General features: G+C 54.0%; 17 protein-coding genes. 10 read left to right on the plus strand and 7 right to left on the minus strand.

Going from position 1 to position 16,897, the window contains the following annotated elements:
- Positions 1-235 precede the first annotated feature (235 nt).
- From BEN74_RS11530 to BEN74_RS11555, 5 genes are all read left to right on the plus strand, one after another.
- Positions 236-544, plus strand: a complete 309-nt coding sequence (locus BEN74_RS11530; RefSeq protein WP_068913572.1) for a BolA family protein — start codon at positions 236-238, stop codon at positions 542-544.
- Positions 545-562: 18 nt separating this feature from the next.
- Positions 563-955, plus strand: coding sequence for a SirB2 family protein (locus BEN74_RS11535; protein ID WP_068913534.1), 393 nt, complete (start codon positions 563-565; stop codon positions 953-955).
- Between the two features lie 81 nt (positions 956-1,036).
- Complete coding sequence (locus tag BEN74_RS11540) at positions 1,037-1,873, plus strand: ParA family protein (RefSeq protein WP_068913536.1); 837 nt, start codon at positions 1,037-1,039, stop codon at positions 1,871-1,873.
- A gap of 13 nt (positions 1,874-1,886) precedes the next feature.
- Positions 1,887-2,279, plus strand: coding sequence for a hypothetical protein (locus BEN74_RS11545; protein WP_068913537.1), 393 nt, complete (start codon positions 1,887-1,889; stop codon positions 2,277-2,279).
- A 323-nt stretch (positions 2,280-2,602) separates the two neighbouring features.
- Entirely contained in the window at positions 2,603-3,196 is a 594-nt protein-coding gene (locus BEN74_RS11555) for a LysE family translocator (protein WP_068913541.1), read from the plus strand.
- Between the two features lie 9 nt (positions 3,197-3,205).
- On the opposite strand, the gene BEN74_RS11560 is transcribed toward BEN74_RS11555, so the two are convergent.
- The gene (locus BEN74_RS11560; RefSeq protein ID WP_068913543.1) at positions 3,206-3,847 is read right to left on the minus strand and encodes a DedA family protein; all 642 of its coding nucleotides are present in this window, start codon (positions 3,845-3,847) and stop codon (positions 3,206-3,208) included.
- 285 nt (positions 3,848-4,132) lie between these two features.
- Between BEN74_RS11560 and guaA the strand changes: the two genes are divergently transcribed.
- Positions 4,133-5,701 (plus strand): glutamine-hydrolyzing GMP synthase, encoded by a 1,569-nt coding sequence (gene guaA, locus BEN74_RS11565; RefSeq protein WP_068913546.1) that lies wholly within the window; start codon positions 4,133-4,135, stop codon positions 5,699-5,701.
- A gap of 488 nt (positions 5,702-6,189) precedes the next feature.
- On the opposite strand, the gene BEN74_RS11570 is transcribed toward guaA, so the two are convergent.
- The 3 genes from BEN74_RS11570 to BEN74_RS11580 form a co-directional block, all read right to left on the minus strand.
- The gene (locus BEN74_RS11570) at positions 6,190-7,179 is read right to left on the minus strand and encodes an IS110 family transposase (RefSeq protein WP_119285040.1); all 990 of its coding nucleotides are present in this window, start codon (positions 7,177-7,179) and stop codon (positions 6,190-6,192) included.
- Between the two features lie 524 nt (positions 7,180-7,703).
- On the minus strand, positions 7,704-8,699 hold the full coding sequence (locus BEN74_RS11575) for a DNA cytosine methyltransferase (protein ID WP_068911564.1): 996 nt from the start codon (positions 8,697-8,699) through the stop codon (positions 7,704-7,706).
- Positions 8,700-8,884: 185 nt separating this feature from the next.
- Positions 8,885-10,237, minus strand: a complete 1,353-nt coding sequence (locus tag BEN74_RS11580) for a GGDEF domain-containing protein (RefSeq protein ID WP_068911562.1) — start codon at positions 10,235-10,237, stop codon at positions 8,885-8,887.
- A gap of 324 nt (positions 10,238-10,561) precedes the next feature.
- Here BEN74_RS11580 and BEN74_RS11585 point away from each other — a divergent pair, with 324 nt between their 5' ends.
- The 3 genes from BEN74_RS11585 (at position 10,562) to BEN74_RS11595 (ending at position 12,662) form a co-directional block, all read left to right on the plus strand.
- Positions 10,562-11,509: a pirin family protein gene (locus BEN74_RS11585; protein ID WP_068911560.1), complete on the plus strand. Its 948-nt coding sequence runs from the start codon at positions 10,562-10,564 to the stop codon at positions 11,507-11,509.
- A 42-nt stretch (positions 11,510-11,551) separates the two neighbouring features.
- Complete coding sequence (locus tag BEN74_RS11590; protein WP_068911558.1) at positions 11,552-11,950, plus strand: OsmC family protein; 399 nt, start codon at positions 11,552-11,554, stop codon at positions 11,948-11,950.
- A 76-nt stretch (positions 11,951-12,026) separates the two neighbouring features.
- The gene (locus BEN74_RS11595) at positions 12,027-12,662 is read left to right on the plus strand and encodes a glutathione S-transferase family protein (protein ID WP_068911556.1); all 636 of its coding nucleotides are present in this window, start codon (positions 12,027-12,029) and stop codon (positions 12,660-12,662) included.
- Between the two features lie 73 nt (positions 12,663-12,735).
- Here the strand turns inward: BEN74_RS11595 and phoR are convergent, their stop codons facing one another.
- From phoR to BEN74_RS11610, 3 genes are all read right to left on the minus strand, one after another.
- On the minus strand, positions 12,736-14,094 hold the full coding sequence (gene phoR, locus BEN74_RS11600) for a phosphate regulon sensor histidine kinase PhoR (protein ID WP_068911554.1): 1,359 nt from the start codon (positions 14,092-14,094) through the stop codon (positions 12,736-12,738).
- Between the two features lie 25 nt (positions 14,095-14,119).
- On the minus strand, positions 14,120-14,830 hold the full coding sequence (gene phoB, locus BEN74_RS11605) for a phosphate regulon transcriptional regulator PhoB (protein ID WP_068911552.1): 711 nt from the start codon (positions 14,828-14,830) through the stop codon (positions 14,120-14,122).
- 226 nt (positions 14,831-15,056) lie between these two features.
- Entirely contained in the window at positions 15,057-15,752 is a 696-nt protein-coding gene (locus tag BEN74_RS11610) for a TetR/AcrR family transcriptional regulator (protein WP_068911550.1), read from the minus strand.
- Between the two features lie 223 nt (positions 15,753-15,975).
- Here BEN74_RS11610 and BEN74_RS11615 point away from each other — a divergent pair, with 223 nt between their 5' ends.
- Complete coding sequence (locus tag BEN74_RS11615; protein WP_068911571.1) at positions 15,976-16,812, plus strand: SDR family NAD(P)-dependent oxidoreductase; 837 nt, start codon at positions 15,976-15,978, stop codon at positions 16,810-16,812.
- Positions 16,813-16,897: the final 85 nt, after the last annotated feature.

Below are 16,897 nucleotides of genomic sequence, written 5' to 3' on the forward strand. Positions count from 1 at the left end.
ATAGCGATGTATAATACATTAAGGATTTCCAAGGTCAATAGCTTTGTGCAAAACCTTGGTTCAACTGCATAAAATAAAAGCAATTTGCAAAATGAAGGCCATTATTTGAACAGAATTCTGCAGATGCAGCGCATGCAGGGGCGCGGCTGCGGATTAAAAATTGGCGGAAGCTGAAAACCGGCGCGCAGAACAGGCTATACTCAGCGCAGTTCATTTAGATTTTTGGAGCGCAGCCTTGAGCCTGGAACAGCAACTTATCGAACGTTTGCAGCAGCTTTCACCCAGCCATCTGCAGGTGGAAAACGAATCTGCCGGCCACGGCGGCTACTTCCCCGGCAAAGAGTCGCATTTTAAGGCGGTAATTGTCAGCGAAGCGTTTGCCGGCCTGCGCCAGGTGCAGCGCCATCAGAAAGTATACGCCGCCGCCGGCGACCTGCTTGGCCCCGGCGCCATCCACGCCTTAGCGATTCATGCATTTCTGCCTGAAGAATGGGCCGGGCAGGATACGCCAAGCCCAGAATGCGCGCACGCCCCTAAGCCTTAACCGGGAAGCGGAGCATTTATGGAAACTCAACTGCTGATGAATGCGCTTCACCTGTCTGGCGCGGCGCTGGCCTGCTTTGCCGTGCTCAGCCGCGGGCTGACTCTGTTTAAAGGCGTGCAGGGCAATTTGCCCAATCCGGCGGGGCGCAAAATTTTTGTTGCGCTGCAGCATCTGTCCATGACGCTGCTGGCGGCGACAGGCATTGCCTTGCTGGTCATGAAAAACTTTGATGTGCAGCCGTGGTTTTACGCTAAAATTATCCTGTTTTTAGCGCTTTTGTCTGCGTTGAGCAAAGCTTACCGCAAGGAAGACAGCATTGCCCTGAACCAGCGCCGCGCCGGCCTGTTTCTGGCTGCCGTGGCCTTAAGCGCCATTTTTGGCCTGGTGCTGATTCAGCCTAACTTCGGCTGATGGCTGAACATAATAAATTGCAGCGGCGCTGGTTCAGGCAGGCTGAAACAGCGGAATAATAATGAGATAAAGGGGGTTTTAATGCGTACACGGGTGGTATTCAACCAAAAAGGCGGCGTGGGGAAATCCAGCATTACGGTGAATCTGGCGGCCATCAGCGCGCATCAGGGCCTGAAAACGCTGGTGATCGATTTAGACCCGCAGGCCAATTCCAGCCAGTATCTGCTGGGCGATGATGCAACCTATTCGGCGGATAAGCCCGCGCTGGAGCCGAATATTGAAAATTATTTTGAGGAAGTGCTGGGCGCGCAGCCCGGCAAGGGCCTGCTGGGCAATGCCATCGGCTCTATTTTAAAAAGCCGCGCTAAAGGGCTGGAAAGCTATGTGCACCAGTCGCCGTTTAAAAATCTGGACGTGATTCCGGCCAGCCCAAGCCTGGGCGCGCTGGCGCATGCGCTGGAATCCAAGCATAAAATCTACAAGCTGCGCGACGCGCTGCAGCAGCTGGACGGCAAATATGACCGGATCTTTATTGATACGCCGCCGGCATTCAACTTTTTTACCCTGTCTGCGCTGATTACTGCAGACCGCGTGCTGATTCCTTTTGACTGCGATGTATTTTCCAAGCGCGCCTTGCAGACCCTGATTGAAAATGTGATTGAAACGCAGGACGACCACAACGACCGCCTGGAAATTGAAGGCATTGTGGTCAATCAGTATCAGGCGCAGGCCAAGCTGCCGCGCGAAGTGGTGCAGCAGCTGAAGGATGAAGGCCTGCCGGTGCTGGACAGCATGCTGCCGCCGTCGGTGCTGATGAAGGAGTCGCATCATAAGAATCAGCCCTTAATCCATCTGGCGGCGGATCATAAATTGACGCAGGCCTATCAATCATTGTTCAATGAAATTGAGCAGAAATAAGACGGGGAATGTTATGAAAGCGATTAAATTAAGCCTGCTGGCGGGCAGCGCGCTGCTGCTGGGCGCCTGCGCTACAACGGTGAAGCCGACTTATGTGTCGCCAACGCAGTATCAGGCGCTGAACTGCCAGCAGCTGCAGAGCGAATACAGCCGCATTCAGCAGCATATTGATAGCGGCGTGCAGCCGGCGAAGCGCACCGGCATGGGCGTTGGCGTCGGCCTGGGCGGGGGCTGGGGCAGCCGCGGCGGCTGGGGCATCGGCCCGACCGTTTCAGTCAACATGGGCCAGTCATCCAATACCAAAAAGACTGAATTGGCGCGCCTGATGGGCGAGCAGGAGGCGCTGGTTCAGGCAGCCCAATTCAAAGGCTGTCCGGCGATTGCGCGCGCCAAAGCGCAGCCTTAGCGGAATCAGCCGATGGCGCTGCCCGGTTTTGCGGAAGCGGGCAGCGCGCAGAAAAAATGTAATAAAATTTGTCTTTGCCCCTGCGGCCATTAAAAAGCGGATTCTTCATTCTGAGCTGAAGGCTGTTTTTAATGCAAATCAATGAAAATAAAAAAATTAAATTGGCGCATCCGGCATTGCTGCAGTGCGCCTGCCGGGCTGCGGCCGGGCGCGCCTTTGGGCTGGACAGCGTTGCGCAATGCGGTTTTCGGCCTGCGATAGACTTGTTTTTATAAATTATTTTCAGATATGGTGTGGCCACTTTTGGGTAATTTCAGGTGCTTATGATTGAGAGTTGGCTTTTTGTCTTGGCGATGATTGCTGCCCTGCTGACGCCGGGGCCGACCAATGCATTGCTTGCAAGCTCCGCGCATCAGCAGGGCACCGCAAAAACCAGCCTGTTTATTCCCGCTGAATTTTTCGGCTATTTTTACGCCATTAATTTATGGGCGCTGCTGATTCATCTGACTGCGCCGGTGTGGCCGAACCTGATCCATATCCTGCATTTCTGCAGCATGATGTATGTTTTCTGGCTGGCTTTTCATTTGTGGAAGGCTGCCGATTTGCAGAAGCACAATCAGAAATACACCGGCATCCGCCCGCGCCAGCTGTTTTTCTCCACCTTAAAGAACCCTAAAGCGCTGCTTTTCGCTGCCGGCATCCTGCCGCTGGAAACATGGAACAATCCGGCCAGCTTCCTGGCGGTGTTCGCCGCGTTCAGCCTGGTGCTCCTGCCTTCGGCAGTCTTCTGGATGTGCTTCGGCCGCGCGATCCTGTCCGGCAGCGTCAGGCAAATAAAAGCCGACCTCTTGTACAAAGGGTCGGCCATGATGCTGGTGCTGTGCATGTTTCCGGTGATTATCCGCTTTTTTTCATAGGCGGATGGCTCAGGCGGCCGGACCGGCCTTTTTCATTTTCTGGCGGATAAAGCCGATGATGCCCGGCAGAATGCTAATGATGATAATGCCGAAAATTAAATGGGTGAAGTTGTCCTTGACGATCGGCATATTGCCGAAAAGGTAGCCCAGCAGGATGAATGAGCCTGTCCAGCACAGCGCGCCCACGACATTGTAGGTCAGGAAGAATTTGTAATTCATGCTGCCGGCGCCGGCGACAAAAGGCGCAAAGGTGCGGGCAAAGGGAATGAAGCGGGCAAAAATAATGGTTTTGCCGCCATGCTTGGCGAAGAACTGCTGCGTCGCGATTAAATGCCGCTTATTGATAAAGCGCGACTCAATTTCAAACACGCGCGGGCCAATATATTTGCCGATATGGTAATTCAGCGTATCGCCCAGCACCGCCGCGATAAACAGCAAAATGAACAGCGCCCAAGGATCCATTGCTCCGGTCGATGCGGCCAGCGCGCCGGCTGCAAACAGCAGGCTGTCGCCCGGCAGAAACGGCATCACGACCAGGCCGGTTTCAACAAAAATAATCAGGAACAGAATGGCGTAAATCCATACCCCGTAATTGGCGATGAATTCCAGCAAATGGTCATCCACATGCAGTATAAAATCAATAAGTTCCATGAGCAGAAAGCAGGCAAAAATGTAGTGAAATCCTAGCAGTCCAGTGCCGGAAAGTCAGTATTAAAACGTAATTAATTTCCCGGCCCCCTGTTTTGCTTGCAGGAAGATAAGCCTTGGCGCATCCGCGCCCTTGCTGAGCCGGTGCAGCCTCAGGCTTCTGCCGCAAAGCCGGCCGGGGAAGGCGGAAAACCTATGCTGCAAAGCCCTGTCCGAATAATGTGCGCATTGCGCGGAAAAATGCTAGAATAGCGCGCTTATTCCGTTTGCCTCACATAGTTGTTTGTCATGACTACCAATACTCAAATTACTGAAGATCGTATCCTGATTCTGGATTTTGGCTCTCAATATAGCCAGCTTATTGCGCGCCGCGTGCGTGAAGCCGGCGTATATTCTGAAATGTATGCCTACGACATGTCTGAAGAAGACATCCGCGCATTTAATCCAAACGGTATCATTCTTTCAGGCGGCCCTGAAAGCGTGCACGAAGAAGGCAGCCCACGCGCGCCGCAAGTTGTATTTGAACTGGGTGTTCCGGTGCTGGGCATCTGCTATGGCCTGCAAACGATGTCTGAACAGCTGGGCGGCAAAGTCGAGCCGGGCACAGTGCATGAATTCGGCTATGCGGAAGTCAACATTCAAGTCCGCGACAAACTGATTGGCGACCTTGAAGATTCTGCAGATAAATTAAAAGTATGGATGAGCCACGGCGACAAAGTGACTCAAATTCCGGAAGGCTTCCAGATTACCGCCAGCACGCCAAGCTGCCCAGTGGCCATGGTGTCTGACGAAACCCGCCGCTTCTACGGCATTCAGTTCCATCCGGAAGTGACACACACTGCCAAAGGCGCAGAGCTGCTGTCTAACTTCGTGCATGGCGTCTGCGGCTGCCGCAGCCTGTGGAACTCAGAAAACATTATTGACCTGCGCGTTGAGCAGCTGCGCGGTCAGATTGGCGGCCAGAAAGTGCTACTGGGCCTTTCAGGCGGCGTCGATTCATCTGTCGTGGCGGCGCTGCTGCACCGCGCGATTGGCGATCAGCTGACTTGCGTATTTGTAGACAACGGCCTGCTGCGCCTGAACGAAGGCGAGCAGGTGATGGACATGTTTGCGAAAAACATGGGCATCCGCGTGATCCGCGCAGATGCTGAAGAGCGTTTTCTGACTGCGCTGGCGGGCGAAGCCGATCCTGAGAAAAAGCGTAAAATCATCGGCCGTGAATTCATTGAAGTTTTTGCTGAAGAAGCGCGCAAGCTGGATGGCGTGAACTTCCTTGCGCAAGGCACCATTTACCCGGACGTGATTGAATCCGCAGCCACTAAAAATGGCAAAGCGCATGTGATTAAATCGCACCATAACGTGGGCGGTTTGCCGGATGATTTAGCCTTTGAGCTGGTTGAGCCGATCCGCGACCTGTTTAAAGACGAAGTCCGCCGCTTAGGCACGGCTTTGGGCCTGCCGCATGAAATGCTTTACCGCCACCCATTCCCAGGCCCAGGCCTTGGCGTGCGCATTCTGGGTGAAGTGAAAAAAGAGTATGCGGACATTCTGCGTATTGCCGATGACATTTTCATGCAGGAGCTGCGCGCAAGCGGCTGGTATGACAAAACTGCGCAGGCATTTGCGGTGTTCCAGCCGGTGAAGTCTGTGGGCGTGGTCGGTGATGGCCGCCGCTATGCATGGGTGATTGCGCTGCGCGCGGTTGAAACAGTGGACTTTATGACCGCCCGTTTCGCACATCTTCCTTATGATCTGGTGGATAAAATCTCTACCCGTATCATGAACGAAATTAAAGATGTGTCACGCGTAACTTATGACGTGTCTTCTAAGCCGCCGGCAACAATTGAATGGGAGTAAAACTGGGATTTCATGAAGCAGCGCTTCATGCCAGTTTTACGCCAAGAGCTATGCTCGCGGCAGGGTGGGCTTTCGGACACTAAATTACGGCAAGGGCTGTGCCCGCGCCAGCTGGCTGGGATTTCATGAAGCAGCGCTTCATGCCAGTTTTACGCCATGAGCAAAATTGAAAGCATTGCTTTCAATTTTGCGCAAGATGCCCGCTACAGTAAAGAAAATTCTTAGAAAAAGAGCGCCTAGGCGCTCTTTTTTATTGTCCTTGTCCGCTTCTGAAATGAGCGAGCGCCTATAGCTGAGTTCTAAAGTCTGTATTAAGCTTAATGGCCTATAAGGTATGATTGCACTGGCTTTTAGTCGCGTTCACTATTTCGGCAATTAACGATGATGCTTGTACTGCCTCATTTTTGCTTTAAAAGTTTCAATGGCTTTGCGCAGGCAAGATCTTACTTTGGAAAGACCCAAAGATACCGTCTCAGAGGTCAAGAGGATTATTGAGAATTGGCGCAATAATTCTCCTGATAAGGCCGCTGGTGCTTGAGTACGCCATAACACAGATGAATCAGCTTCCTCATTGCAGCGCCAACCGCCATCATCTTGGTTTTGCCATTGGCCAGCAGCCTGTCATTCATCCCCTTTATGTGGGGATTATGCCGGGTTGCGACAATGGCCGCCATATATAAGCCGGCGCGTATCTTGGAAGAGCCGGCTTTGGATAAGCGGCTCCTGCCGTGAATGGAGCTGCCCGACTGCCTTTGAATGGGCACCAGGCCGGCAAAGGCGGCCGCCTGGCTCGCCCTTTCAAAAGCATGGCTGCGCAAGAAGCTGAGCATTAATAAACTGGTCCGGTCTGCAATGGCCGGAATGCTGCTGAGCAGCGCCTTGTCATTTTTTAAATCAGGATGCTGATCAATGTGGTCATCAATCTGCCGGTCGAGATCCTGAATATGCCTGCTTAACTGCTTAATATTCTTATGGATCGACTGAAGTACCGGTTCTATCGTGAAGGTAGACTCCGCTTTTTCCAAACGGTTTTCTTCACGCTGCAGATCTTCACCAAGCACAGCCCTTCGATCCAGCAAAGCATTCAGCAGTTGAATATGTCCAGGCAGAGGCTGCCAAAAATGCAGATCCGCAGTCATCGCAAACCGGGCCAGAACTTCACTGTCAGCCTTGTCTGTCTTATTCAGCCTGGACATGCTCTGAGCAAAATACCGGGCTCTGGCGGGATTCGCCACACAGACTTGAAAGCCTGCATCAAATAAATATCCAGCTAGGCGTTCATGATAGACAGAAGTGGCTTCCATTAAGGCAATGGCCTGCGCAGGGCCTGCAGCATGATGATTCAGCCAGGCCTGAAGCTGTTCAAAGCCTTTGGGCGTATTCGGAAAGGTTTTGGTTTTCTTTTTGCCTGCAGAATCTTCTAAAATCAGACAGCAGTCAATTTTAGCTTTTGCAATATCAATACCGAGATAAAACATAATCTTACCTGCCTTATTTATTCAATTATTTTTTTTCAGCATAACCGCCGTCTTTTCTTGCGAATCCAGCATCGAGGTGCTTAGTTACCGTCCAGAGTTGTGCAGGCAGTCAGGGCAAACAGCAGGTTTTATCTTTGGGCCAAACTTTAAGTTTTAGTAAACAACCAAACTCTGCTGTTTGCGTATAGTGAGAGCTAATCACTATGTGAATTAAGATACAAGTAAACAAAAGTCTTTTGTTGCCCATACACGGCGTCCTGAGCCAGTTTTAAGCACTGCTTTTAAACGCAGCGCAAGGATGGGCAACGTGCGGCATCCATGCCGCACTCGCGTATCCGAAGTTTATTTTACTTAAAGGCCTAGGAAGCTGAAGGGATTTTCGCGGAGTCGCTTAAGAAAACTTAGCTATAGCGAATTAAAAACATGCTAAGCCCAATTAGACCTTGAAAACAAGCCGGCTTTGACCATTAAGGCAGACATTGAATTAAGCGCCCGCAGGAAGCCCCCTTTCACTTCTTAAAACTTCAAAACAGTTTCAAAATCTGTTCGCCAATGCGCTGAATGAGCGGCATGGTGACAGAATTGCCCGCCTGCATGTATAAAGCGCAGTTCCCCATTTTTTTGGGAAAACGCATTTCATGCACCGGGTAGCCCTGAAAGGCGAAGCATTCTTTCGGCGTCAGCTTGCGGATGCCGTAATCATCCAAAATCAAAGGCACATTGTGGCCGCCTGAGCCCATATTCGCGGTTAAGGTTGGGCAGACACTGCTTTTATTTTCACGAACATACACGCGGCGCCATTGATAGACCGTATCTTTGGAAGTCACGCCTTCCACCATTTTGGCATAATAGCGGTGGCCCGGCGCATAATAATACTTCGGGTCGACCCGGCCTTTTTCCAGAATATCCTGAATGCCGCGGGTCAAGGGAATCTCTTCAGGAAACTCAAAATTCCGATAATTCGGCACTTGCTTGGGGTCAAGCGCGACAATGAAAATCCGTTCGCGGTTCTGCGGCACATTGGCGTGGGTCATGCTGTTCAGCACTTTATAGCTCACGGTATAGCCCAGCTCTTCCAGCGTGTTGCAGATCACCTGAAAAGTGTTGCCTTCATCATGCGAGATTAAATTTTTAACATTTTCCAAAAAAACCGCTTTGGGGCGGTGCTTCCTTGCAATCTCCGCCACATCAAAAAACAGCGTGCCGCGGGTTTCCTGAAAGCCCTTGCGGTGGCCGGCAATTGAAAAAGCCTGGCAGGGGAAGCCACCGCAGAGGATATCGAATTTTTCCGGAATTTTGGCTTTGGTTTCATCCTGGGTGATGTCGCCGTCCGGATGCTCGCCGTAGTTCAGCGCATAAGTCCGCTGCGCATGCTTATTCCATTCGCTGGAAAACGCGCAGCGCCCGTGCAAATTCTGCAATGCCATGCGGAAGCCGCCGACACCCGCAAACAAATCAATAAATGTGAATTTATGGTCTTGAGGCTGCGGAAACGGTGTCGAGAGCAGGTCAGGTTGCATTAAAAGCCCTTCAATGGCGGTAAAATTCGATAGGGCTTCATTTTAATTCAATTGGCTAAAATAGAAAGGGCGCAGCCGGGCTATTTGCGCTGCTCAGTGCCGGGCTGAGGCCGGAGAATCGGCAGCGGATTTCAGCCGGATGAGCATTAAAAAAGCCGCCGGCGCGCCTGCATGCGCTGCGGGACTTATAAAATTGACCATGAGCGCTGGGCTGCTTTTTTGCGCTGCGCCTGCGGCTTGGCGGAGGCCGGCAGCTTGCCGCTTTTCACCGGCGCCAGCTTGGGCTGAGCGCTCATGGACGGATGATAGCGCACCACGCAGTTGCGCCCGTTTTCCTTGGCCTGATACAGGGCGATATCCGCCTGCTTGACCAGCTCATCCAGCTGCTGCTTATGCGATTTCAGCTCTGAAATGCCGATGGAAACGGTAAAGCTTAAAGGCTGATCCGGCTTCAGCTGCAGGCATTCCTGCTGAATGCGCTGGCGGATGCGCTCGGCAATGACGATGGCGTCCTGAATATGGGTTTCCGCAAGCAGGGCGATGAATTCTTCGCCGCCAAAGCGCGCGAGCACATCCTTTTGGCGCATTTCCTTGCGGGCGGTGGCCGCAATCGCCTGCAGCACGCGGTCTCCAGTATCATGGCCATAGGTGTCATTGATTTTTTTGAAATAATCGACATCCAGCATCAACAGGCAGGTGCTGGCCGGCGTGGGCCATTCCTGAATCCTGCGCTCCGCCATATGCACAAACTGGCGCCGGTTGTAGAGCTGGGTCAGCTCGTCGGTATGCGCCTGATTTTTAAAGCTGCGCAGGTTCCAGTCGTCCAGCAGGCTGCGCAGGAAATTCCTGCGGGCGTTCAGCGCGTTGCTCCAGCTGATGTACAGGCTGAACAGCGCAATCGGGCTGAAGGTCAGCAGGAACAGCAGGGTTTCCTGCAGGCTGAGCTGCTGCAGCAGCGCGCCGCTTAATGCAAGCAGGCTCATCGCGGCCGTGCTGTACAGGGCCGGCTTGAAGCGCACCTGTATGCACAGGTTGGCGGTCAGGATGAAAATCACCGAGGCGTAAATATAGGAGCTGGCCCACGGGCTGTGCGACCACAGCAGCAGCAGCATCCACAGCGCCATGCTGAGGGCGGTGCTGACCGGCAGGAGCATATCCAGCAGCAGGATGTCTTTCTTGAATTTGAACAGGTAAAAGCAGGCCAGCAGCGAGGCCGCCGCGCAGCTGAGGCGGAGCAGGGCCGACTGCAGGTAGACATCGGGCAGGATAATGCAGTCGGCAAAGAAATAGAGCAGGAAAACCAGCTGGGCAATGAAATTGATGCGGCGCAGGAAAAAGCGCTGCTGCGCATACTGGAAATTCAGAAAAGCCTGCTGAAAATCCGCAGGAATGCGGGCTTTCCGGTCAGCCAGCGCCTGTTCAATCCGGCTGCGGTTCTGCAGGCTGCATTCTGAGGCCTTCAGCAGATGCTGCCGCGGCGCGCGCTGTTCCTGAACTTCCGGATTGGCTTCGTTGCCAATCTGTAGGTCTGCAGTCATGTTATCTTCCTTGTTAACAGAAGAACTGGCGAATAAACAGTATGAACAGCCTGAGCAAAAAATAAACTCACCAAATTTGGGTATTTTCAGCTGAATTTATAACAAAATGTGTAAAGCCGCCGGCGGCGCTGAATCCAATGCATCATGCGGGCCAGCATAAGGCTTGGCGGCGGAAAACAAAAAGCATATTGTTCTATTTATACAATTCAGCGTATTAAGGGAAGCATGGGCTTCAGCGCCGCCAGCCGCTAAGATGGCGGCATGATTGAGCAAAAGACCGCATCCAGCGCAACACAACCAATGAGCCAGATTCAGGATAGAACCATGAGCAATAACAATTATACCGAGCTGTCCGATTCGGACGATTGTGAAAAATACATCAATCAGTTTATTCAGGAATTTCCGCTGCGCAGCGCAGAGATTGGGCAGGGCACCGTAATTAAGCGCGCTTTGCCCAGCCGGCATAAGCGCATGATTGGCGCATGGTGCTTTTTGGACCATGCCGGCCCGGCGGTTTTCCCGCAGGGGGATGGGCTGGATGTCGGCCCGCATCCGCATATTGGCCTGCAGACCTTTACCTGGATGATTGAAGGCACCATGATGCATACCGACAGCCTGGGCAGCCGGCAGCTGATCCGGCCCCGGCAGGTCAATCTGATGACTGCAGGTTACGGCATTGCGCATGCTGAAGTGGCGCCGGAAACCGAAACTCATCTGCATGCGGCCCAGCTGTGGATTGCGCTGCCGGATGACAAAATCAATATTGCGCCGCGCTTTGAGCATTATCCTGAACTGCCTGTGGTCAGCCGGGACGGGGTAGATTTCACCGTGCTGGTCGGCGAGTTTTTATCGGCCAAGTCCCCTGTTGCGGTGCATTCAGCACTGCTGGGCGTCGACCTGCAGGCGGCGCAAAGCACCCGCACCCGCCTGAGCCTGAATCCGAAATTTGAATACGGCTTTATGGCTTTGGAGGGCACGGCGTCAATTAACGGCCATGAACTGACTGAAGACAATATGGTGGTGCTGGAGCCGGGGCTGGATCATGCCGAAATTGAAATCCATGCGGGCAGCCGCGTACTGCTGCTGGGCGGCGAGCCGTTTGAGTCGCCGATCCTGCTGTGGTGGAATTTTGTCGGCCGCACGCAGGAAGAGCTGCGCATTGCGCGGGAGCAGTGGATTAACCATGATCCGCGCTTTGGCGAGGTTGCCGGCTATGAGGGGCCGCGCCTGGAAGCGCCGGCCTTTCCGGATAAAATGCGCGCATCCAGATAATTCAAATCAGGCAATACGCTGAAATTAAAATAAGGAAAAAATATGGGATTGATTGCATCGGCCAAAGTGCAGAGCCTGCCTGCGCCGTGGGCGGGAGAGGTCAGCAGCGGCGGGCACCGGCTGCTGACTGACAAGCCTGAGTCTTTCGGCGGCGGCGATACGGGGCCGGCGCCCTATGATTTTATCTGCGCCGGGCTGATTTCCTGCACTATGATTACCCTGCGCATGTACGCGCAGCATAAGGGCATGGAGCTGGGGGAATTCAGCGTGGAGGCGGATTTCCATGCCGGCAGGGAAGGCCCGGAATGGATTGAGCGCCGCCTGTATTTCAGCCATCCGCTGAGCGCGGAACTGCAGCTGAAAGTGCTGGAGATCTGCAGCAAGACGCCGGTGACCAAAACCCTGCTGCGCAGCCTGGAAATCCATACCACTCTGGCTTAAGCAGCTGCAGGCATTTCCCCGAGGGGAAATGCTTTTTCTTTTTTAAGTTCAATAAGCTGTGCAAGGATAAAAATAAATGCTGATACTGCATCATCTGGAGCAGTCGCGCTCTTTCCGCATTTTATGGGCGCTGGAAGAGCTGGGGCTGGATTACCGCATCCAGTTTTACAGGCGCCTGCCGAATTTTTCCGGCCCGCCTGAGCTGAAAGCGGCGCATCCGCTGGGTAAGGCGCCTGTGCTGACCGACGGCGGGCAGGGCATTGCCGAATCTGCGGTGATTCTGCAGCATCTGCAGGAAAGCTATGACGACGCCGGGCTGTTCAAGCCGGCTGATGCTTCCGCGCGCCAGCAGTACCGCTACTGGATGCACTATGCCGAAGCTTCGCTGATGCCGCTGCTGGTCATGCAGCTGGTGATGAATAATGCGCCGCAGCATGCGCCGTGGCTGATCAGGCCGGTTGCGCGGAAAATCAGCGCAGGGGTGAAAGCCGGCTTTGTGCAGCCGCGCCTGAAAGACCATATTGAATTTTTAGAAGGTTATTTAGCTGAGCATGACTATTTTGCCGGGCAGTTCAGCTTTGCCGATATTCAGATGAGCTTTCCATTGCAGGCGCTGCAGCTGCGGTCGCCGGGAAAATATCCGCATATTCAGGCGTTTTTGCAGCGTATCAGCAGCCGTCCGGCCTTTCAGCAGGCGCTGCGCAAGGAATAGGCGCTGGAGCGCTGAGGCAGCTGCCGTAAAAAAGCCCGCGTCTGGCGCAGGCTTTTCTATGCGCCGGGCGCAATCAGCTGACCTGATACAGGCGCTCTTTCGGAAACACCACTTTAAAAATCGAGCCGCGGTTTTCCTTGGACTCAATTTCCAGATGCGCCTGATGCTGCATCAGCACATGCTTGACAATGGCCAGGCCCAAGCCCGTGCCGCCGGTTTGCCGGCTGCGCGCGCTGTCGACGCGGTAAAAGCGTTCGGTCAGGCGCGGCAGATGCTTGGGATCAATGCCGATGCCGGTATCTTCCACGGTAAAATAGCCATGCTCGGCGTCATCATGCCAGCCGATGGTGACGGTGCCGCCTTTGGGCGTGTATTTGATGGCGTTGGTGACAAGATTGCTGAAGGCGCTGGCCAGCTCGGTGTCGGAGCCGATTAAATCGCAGTGGCTGTCAATTTCCAGATTCAGCTCATGGCCGTAATCGACATTATAGGCGTGCGCGTCGTCATACAGCTGATGCATCAGGCCCGGCATGTCAATAATCTGATTTTTGGCGATTTTCTTTTCATTTTCCAGGCGCGACAGCAGCAGCAGGTCATTCACCAGCGCATTCATGCGCCGGGTCTGCGACTGCATCTGGTCAAAGGCGCGCTTCCAGCGTGGGTTCAAGTCTTCCTGATCGGTAAAGGTTTCAATATAGCCGCTGAGCACGGTTAAAGGCGTGCGCAGCTCATGCGAAATATTGTCGACGAAGTCTTTGCGCATCTGCTCCAGATTGTGCATGCGGGTGACGTCATAGGCCACCAGCAGGCGGCTTTCGCCGCCGAAGCGGGTCATTTTGACCTGCACATAATGCTCATCAAAGCCGGTGGACTTCATTTTCAGGCCATCCGGCGCCTGATCGATATTGTTGAAATATTCGATAAAGCTCGGCTGGCGCAGAATGCTCAGAATGCTGCGCCCGTGGTCAGTAGGCTGAATGCCCAGCAGCTTTTCGGCCGCCGGATTCCACCATTCAATCTGATGCATTTCATCAATCAGCACCACCGCTTCAGCCAGCGCGACCAGCGACGACTGCGCGCGGTCAATCAGCCCGACCATTTCCGCCTGCACAATGCGCTCCTGGCGCTGCGCGCGGTAGACATTGAACAGCAGCGCGCCCCAAATGCCGTCCAGATTCGGCGGCACGTCATAGGGGCGGTTGGAAATCCAGTCATTGACCAGATACAGCGAGCGCAGCTGCTGCGCAAAGAAGATGGCGGAGGCTGCCGAAATGCAGACCCAGAAATAGCCAACCCCGAGGCCAATGAAGCCGCCGATAATCAGCAGAAACGCCAGCAGGCGCAAGTCCTGCTTGGCGAAGGCCCATAAGCTGCTGTAGCGGAATTTTCTGTGCCCGCGCGCAAGCTCGGGGACGGGGTAGGGTTCGTACATAAAATGCTGTTAACCTGAAAAAGTTCTAACCTAAAGCGACATCCGCGCGGGTAGAAAAACGGTAGCCGGTGCCGCGCACAGTCTGCACATAGCGGTCGGCGCCGTACGGCTCCAGCACTTTGCGCAGGCGGCGGATGTGCACGTCAATGGTGCGGTCTTCAATATAGACGTTTCCGCCCCAAACCTGATCCAGCAGCTGCGCGCGCGTATAGGCGCGTTCAGGATGGGTCATGAAAAACGCCAGCAGGCGGTATTCGGTCGGCCCCATTTCCAGAATGCAGTTGCCGTGGCTGACGCGCTGGCTGACCGGATCCAGAATCAGGCCGTTGGCGTCAATGGTTTTTTCCCCGCCCAGCGCATTGGAGCGGCGCAGCACGGCTTTGATGCGCGAGACCAGTTCGCGGGTGGAGAACGGCTTGGTCATGTAGTCATCCGCGCCGGCGTCCAGGCCCTGCACCTTATGGTCTTCTTCGCCGCGGGCGGTCAGCATAATGACCGGAATCTCGGACAGGTTCTCATCGCGCTTCAGGCGACGGCACAAGTCCACGCCGCTGACGCCGCCGGGCATCATCCAGTCCAGCAGGACAAGGGCAGGGCGCTGATCCACAATCATCTGGTGGGCCTGTTTGGCGTCTTCCGCCTGCTGGCACTGAAAGCCGGCCATATCTAAGGAAGTATGGATCATTTCCCGGATCGGGAGTTCATCGTCGACAATTAAAATGTAGTCATCTTTCACAGCGCAATACCCTATTTCATGTAAACGGTGAACCGTTTTTTATTTATGACAGGCTTATTACAAAGATTAATTATGACAGTATCATTGCAAAAAGGCGCGGCCAGCCGGTTTTCGAAAGAATTTGTGACAATTTTATCCGCCTGAAATCCGCTTCAGGGCAGTTTACGGTAAATTTAAGCGACTGTATTGCAAAGGGCAGCAAATTTTTTCAGCAAAAACGCAGCCTTTATTTGCTTTTCGCCACCTGCCCGTTTTTGGCAAAGGTCTGAAGCAAAGATAAGAAAACAATGCTGCAGGAAGATAACACTTCCTGCATCGGCTGCCGGTAGCCGCTCATCACCCAGCGGATGGCGATTTGGGTGACATAGCCGTTCAGGCCGGTCGCCACCAGCGAAATTTCGCGTTCGGAGCGGTCGATATGCGGCATCATCAGCATGACAAAGGCGTGAATCATGCGGTCAAAGCGCTGCACGGTTTCATGAATGGTGGCCTGATTATGCAGCTCCTGCACCAGCATGGCGTCTATATAGATAATCCGGGCCATGCGCGGATTGTCCTGCAGGGTGCTGAGCAGCGCGCTGAGGCCGGCTTCAATCATTTTTTCCGGATCGGCTGAGGCCTGCATGATCGCCTGCATCACATTGCGCTGCAGCTCATCAATCAGCTGGATGAAAATGGCTTGAAACAGCTGCTCGCTTTTTTTAAAGGATTCGTAAAAATAGCGCTCGGTCAGCTTGGCTTCAGTGCAGATGTCCTTGACCGTGACTGAGAAAAAGCCGTGCGTGCCGTAGGCCTCAATGCCGGCTTCAATCAGCTTTTCGCGGCGCAGCTGCCTGCGCTCAGTCAGCGACAGGCCTTTGAACTGGCGCTCCCTGCCGCTTTTGCTGTGCTCCGCTTCCGCCGTATTGCGCTGTTCTGTCATAAAAAATCAAGCCAAGCTGAAAAAAATTCCCTGACCCTATAGTAGCAGCAAAAGGGCGCAGCGCCTACGCTGCTGCTGCGCAAAATGCGCGGCCTGCCCAGTCCTGAGATGATATTGACAATGCATATTGTCAAAACTATATTGGATGCACAGGCTGCGCAAAATGCAGCCGGAAGGCCGCCGCAGCATCCAGCTCAGGGCCGGTTTAAGCAAAGGAACAAGAATGAAGAATTTCAACAATAAAGTGGCTGCGATTACCGGCGCCGGTTCGGGCATTGGCCAGCAGCTGGCGGTGCTGCTGGCGCAGCAGGGCTGCCATCTGTCATTAAGTGATGTCAATGAGCAGGGCCTGGCGCAAACCGCTGAGCTGCTGAATGGCAGCGGCGTGCGCGTGACCACGCATAAAGTCAATGTGGCCAGCCTGGACGAAATGCGCGCCTGGGCGCAGGATACGGTGCAGCAGCACGGTTCGGTGAACATGATTTTCAACAATGCCGGCGTGGCTTTGGGTTCAACGGTGGAAGGGGCGGCCTATGAAGAGCTGGAGTGGATTGTCAGCATCAACTTCTGGGGCGTGGTCTACGGCACCAAAGAGTTCCTGCCTTTAATCAAGCAGACCGGCGACGGCTGCATCATCAATATTTCCAGCCTGTTCGGCCTGACCGCGCAGCCGACGCAGTCGGCCTATAATGCCACCAAGTTTGCGGTGCGCGGCTTTACCGAATCGCTGCGCCAGGAACTGGATATGGAAAACAGCGGCGTGAGCGCGCTGTGCGTGCATCCTGGCGGCATCCGCACCAACATCGCCAATGCGGCCCGCATGAACGACAGCCTGCGCGCGCTGGGCATGAACCCTGAAAAATCCGCGAAAACCTTCAATAAGCTGCTGCGCTGCCCGCCGGAAGAAGCGGCCCGCCAGATTCTGCAGGCGGTGCAGAAAGACAAGCGCCGCCTGCTGATCGGCAATGACGCGAAAACTCTGGATTTGATTCAGCGCATCTTGCCTACCGGCTACCAGAAAGTGACGGCGCTGGCGGCCAGATTCAGCAAAGGCAGATAAGCGCGGCATGGCGCTGTTCAGCCCGCAGCCTGCGTAATGCCAGTCAGTTAATCACTTTTAATCCTCCCCAACCCTCCTTTTTCAA

The sequence above is a fragment of the Acinetobacter sp. WCHAc010034 genome (assembly GCF_001696615.3).
Classification (GTDB): domain Bacteria; phylum Pseudomonadota; class Gammaproteobacteria; order Pseudomonadales; family Moraxellaceae; genus Acinetobacter.

Bases quoted from the DNA above. Each gene is read 5' to 3' on its own strand.
- BEN74_RS11535 (WP_068913534.1), top strand. From the start codon at position 563: ATGGAAACTCAACTGCTGATGAATGCGCTTCACCTGTCTGGCGCGGCG.
- BEN74_RS11540 (WP_068913536.1), top strand. From the start codon at position 1,037: ATGCGTACACGGGTGGTATTCAACCAAAAAGGCGGCGTGGGGAAATCC.
- BEN74_RS11545 (WP_068913537.1), top strand. From the start codon at position 1,887: ATGAAAGCGATTAAATTAAGCCTGCTGGCGGGCAGCGCGCTGCTGCTG.
- BEN74_RS11555 (WP_068913541.1), top strand. From the start codon at position 2,603: ATGATTGAGAGTTGGCTTTTTGTCTTGGCGATGATTGCTGCCCTGCTG.
- BEN74_RS11560 (WP_068913543.1), bottom strand. From the start codon at position 3,847: ATGGAACTTATTGATTTTATACTGCATGTGGATGACCATTTGCTGGAA.
- guaA (WP_068913546.1), top strand. From the start codon at position 4,133: ATGACTACCAATACTCAAATTACTGAAGATCGTATCCTGATTCTGGAT.
- BEN74_RS11570 (WP_119285040.1), bottom strand. From the start codon at position 7,179: ATGTTTTATCTCGGTATTGATATTGCAAAAGCTAAAATTGACTGCTGT.
- BEN74_RS11575 (WP_068911564.1), bottom strand. From the start codon at position 8,699: ATGCAACCTGACCTGCTCTCGACACCGTTTCCGCAGCCTCAAGACCAT.
- BEN74_RS11580 (WP_068911562.1), bottom strand. From the start codon at position 10,237: ATGACTGCAGACCTACAGATTGGCAACGAAGCCAATCCGGAAGTTCAG.
- BEN74_RS11585 (WP_068911560.1), top strand. From the start codon at position 10,562: ATGAGCAATAACAATTATACCGAGCTGTCCGATTCGGACGATTGTGAA.
- BEN74_RS11590 (WP_068911558.1), top strand. From the start codon at position 11,552: ATGGGATTGATTGCATCGGCCAAAGTGCAGAGCCTGCCTGCGCCGTGG.
- BEN74_RS11595 (WP_068911556.1), top strand. From the start codon at position 12,027: ATGCTGATACTGCATCATCTGGAGCAGTCGCGCTCTTTCCGCATTTTA.
- phoR (WP_068911554.1), bottom strand. From the start codon at position 14,094: ATGTACGAACCCTACCCCGTCCCCGAGCTTGCGCGCGGGCACAGAAAA.
- BEN74_RS11610 (WP_068911550.1), bottom strand. From the start codon at position 15,752: ATGACAGAACAGCGCAATACGGCGGAAGCGGAGCACAGCAAAAGCGGC.
- BEN74_RS11615 (WP_068911571.1), top strand. From the start codon at position 15,976: ATGAAGAATTTCAACAATAAAGTGGCTGCGATTACCGGCGCCGGTTCG.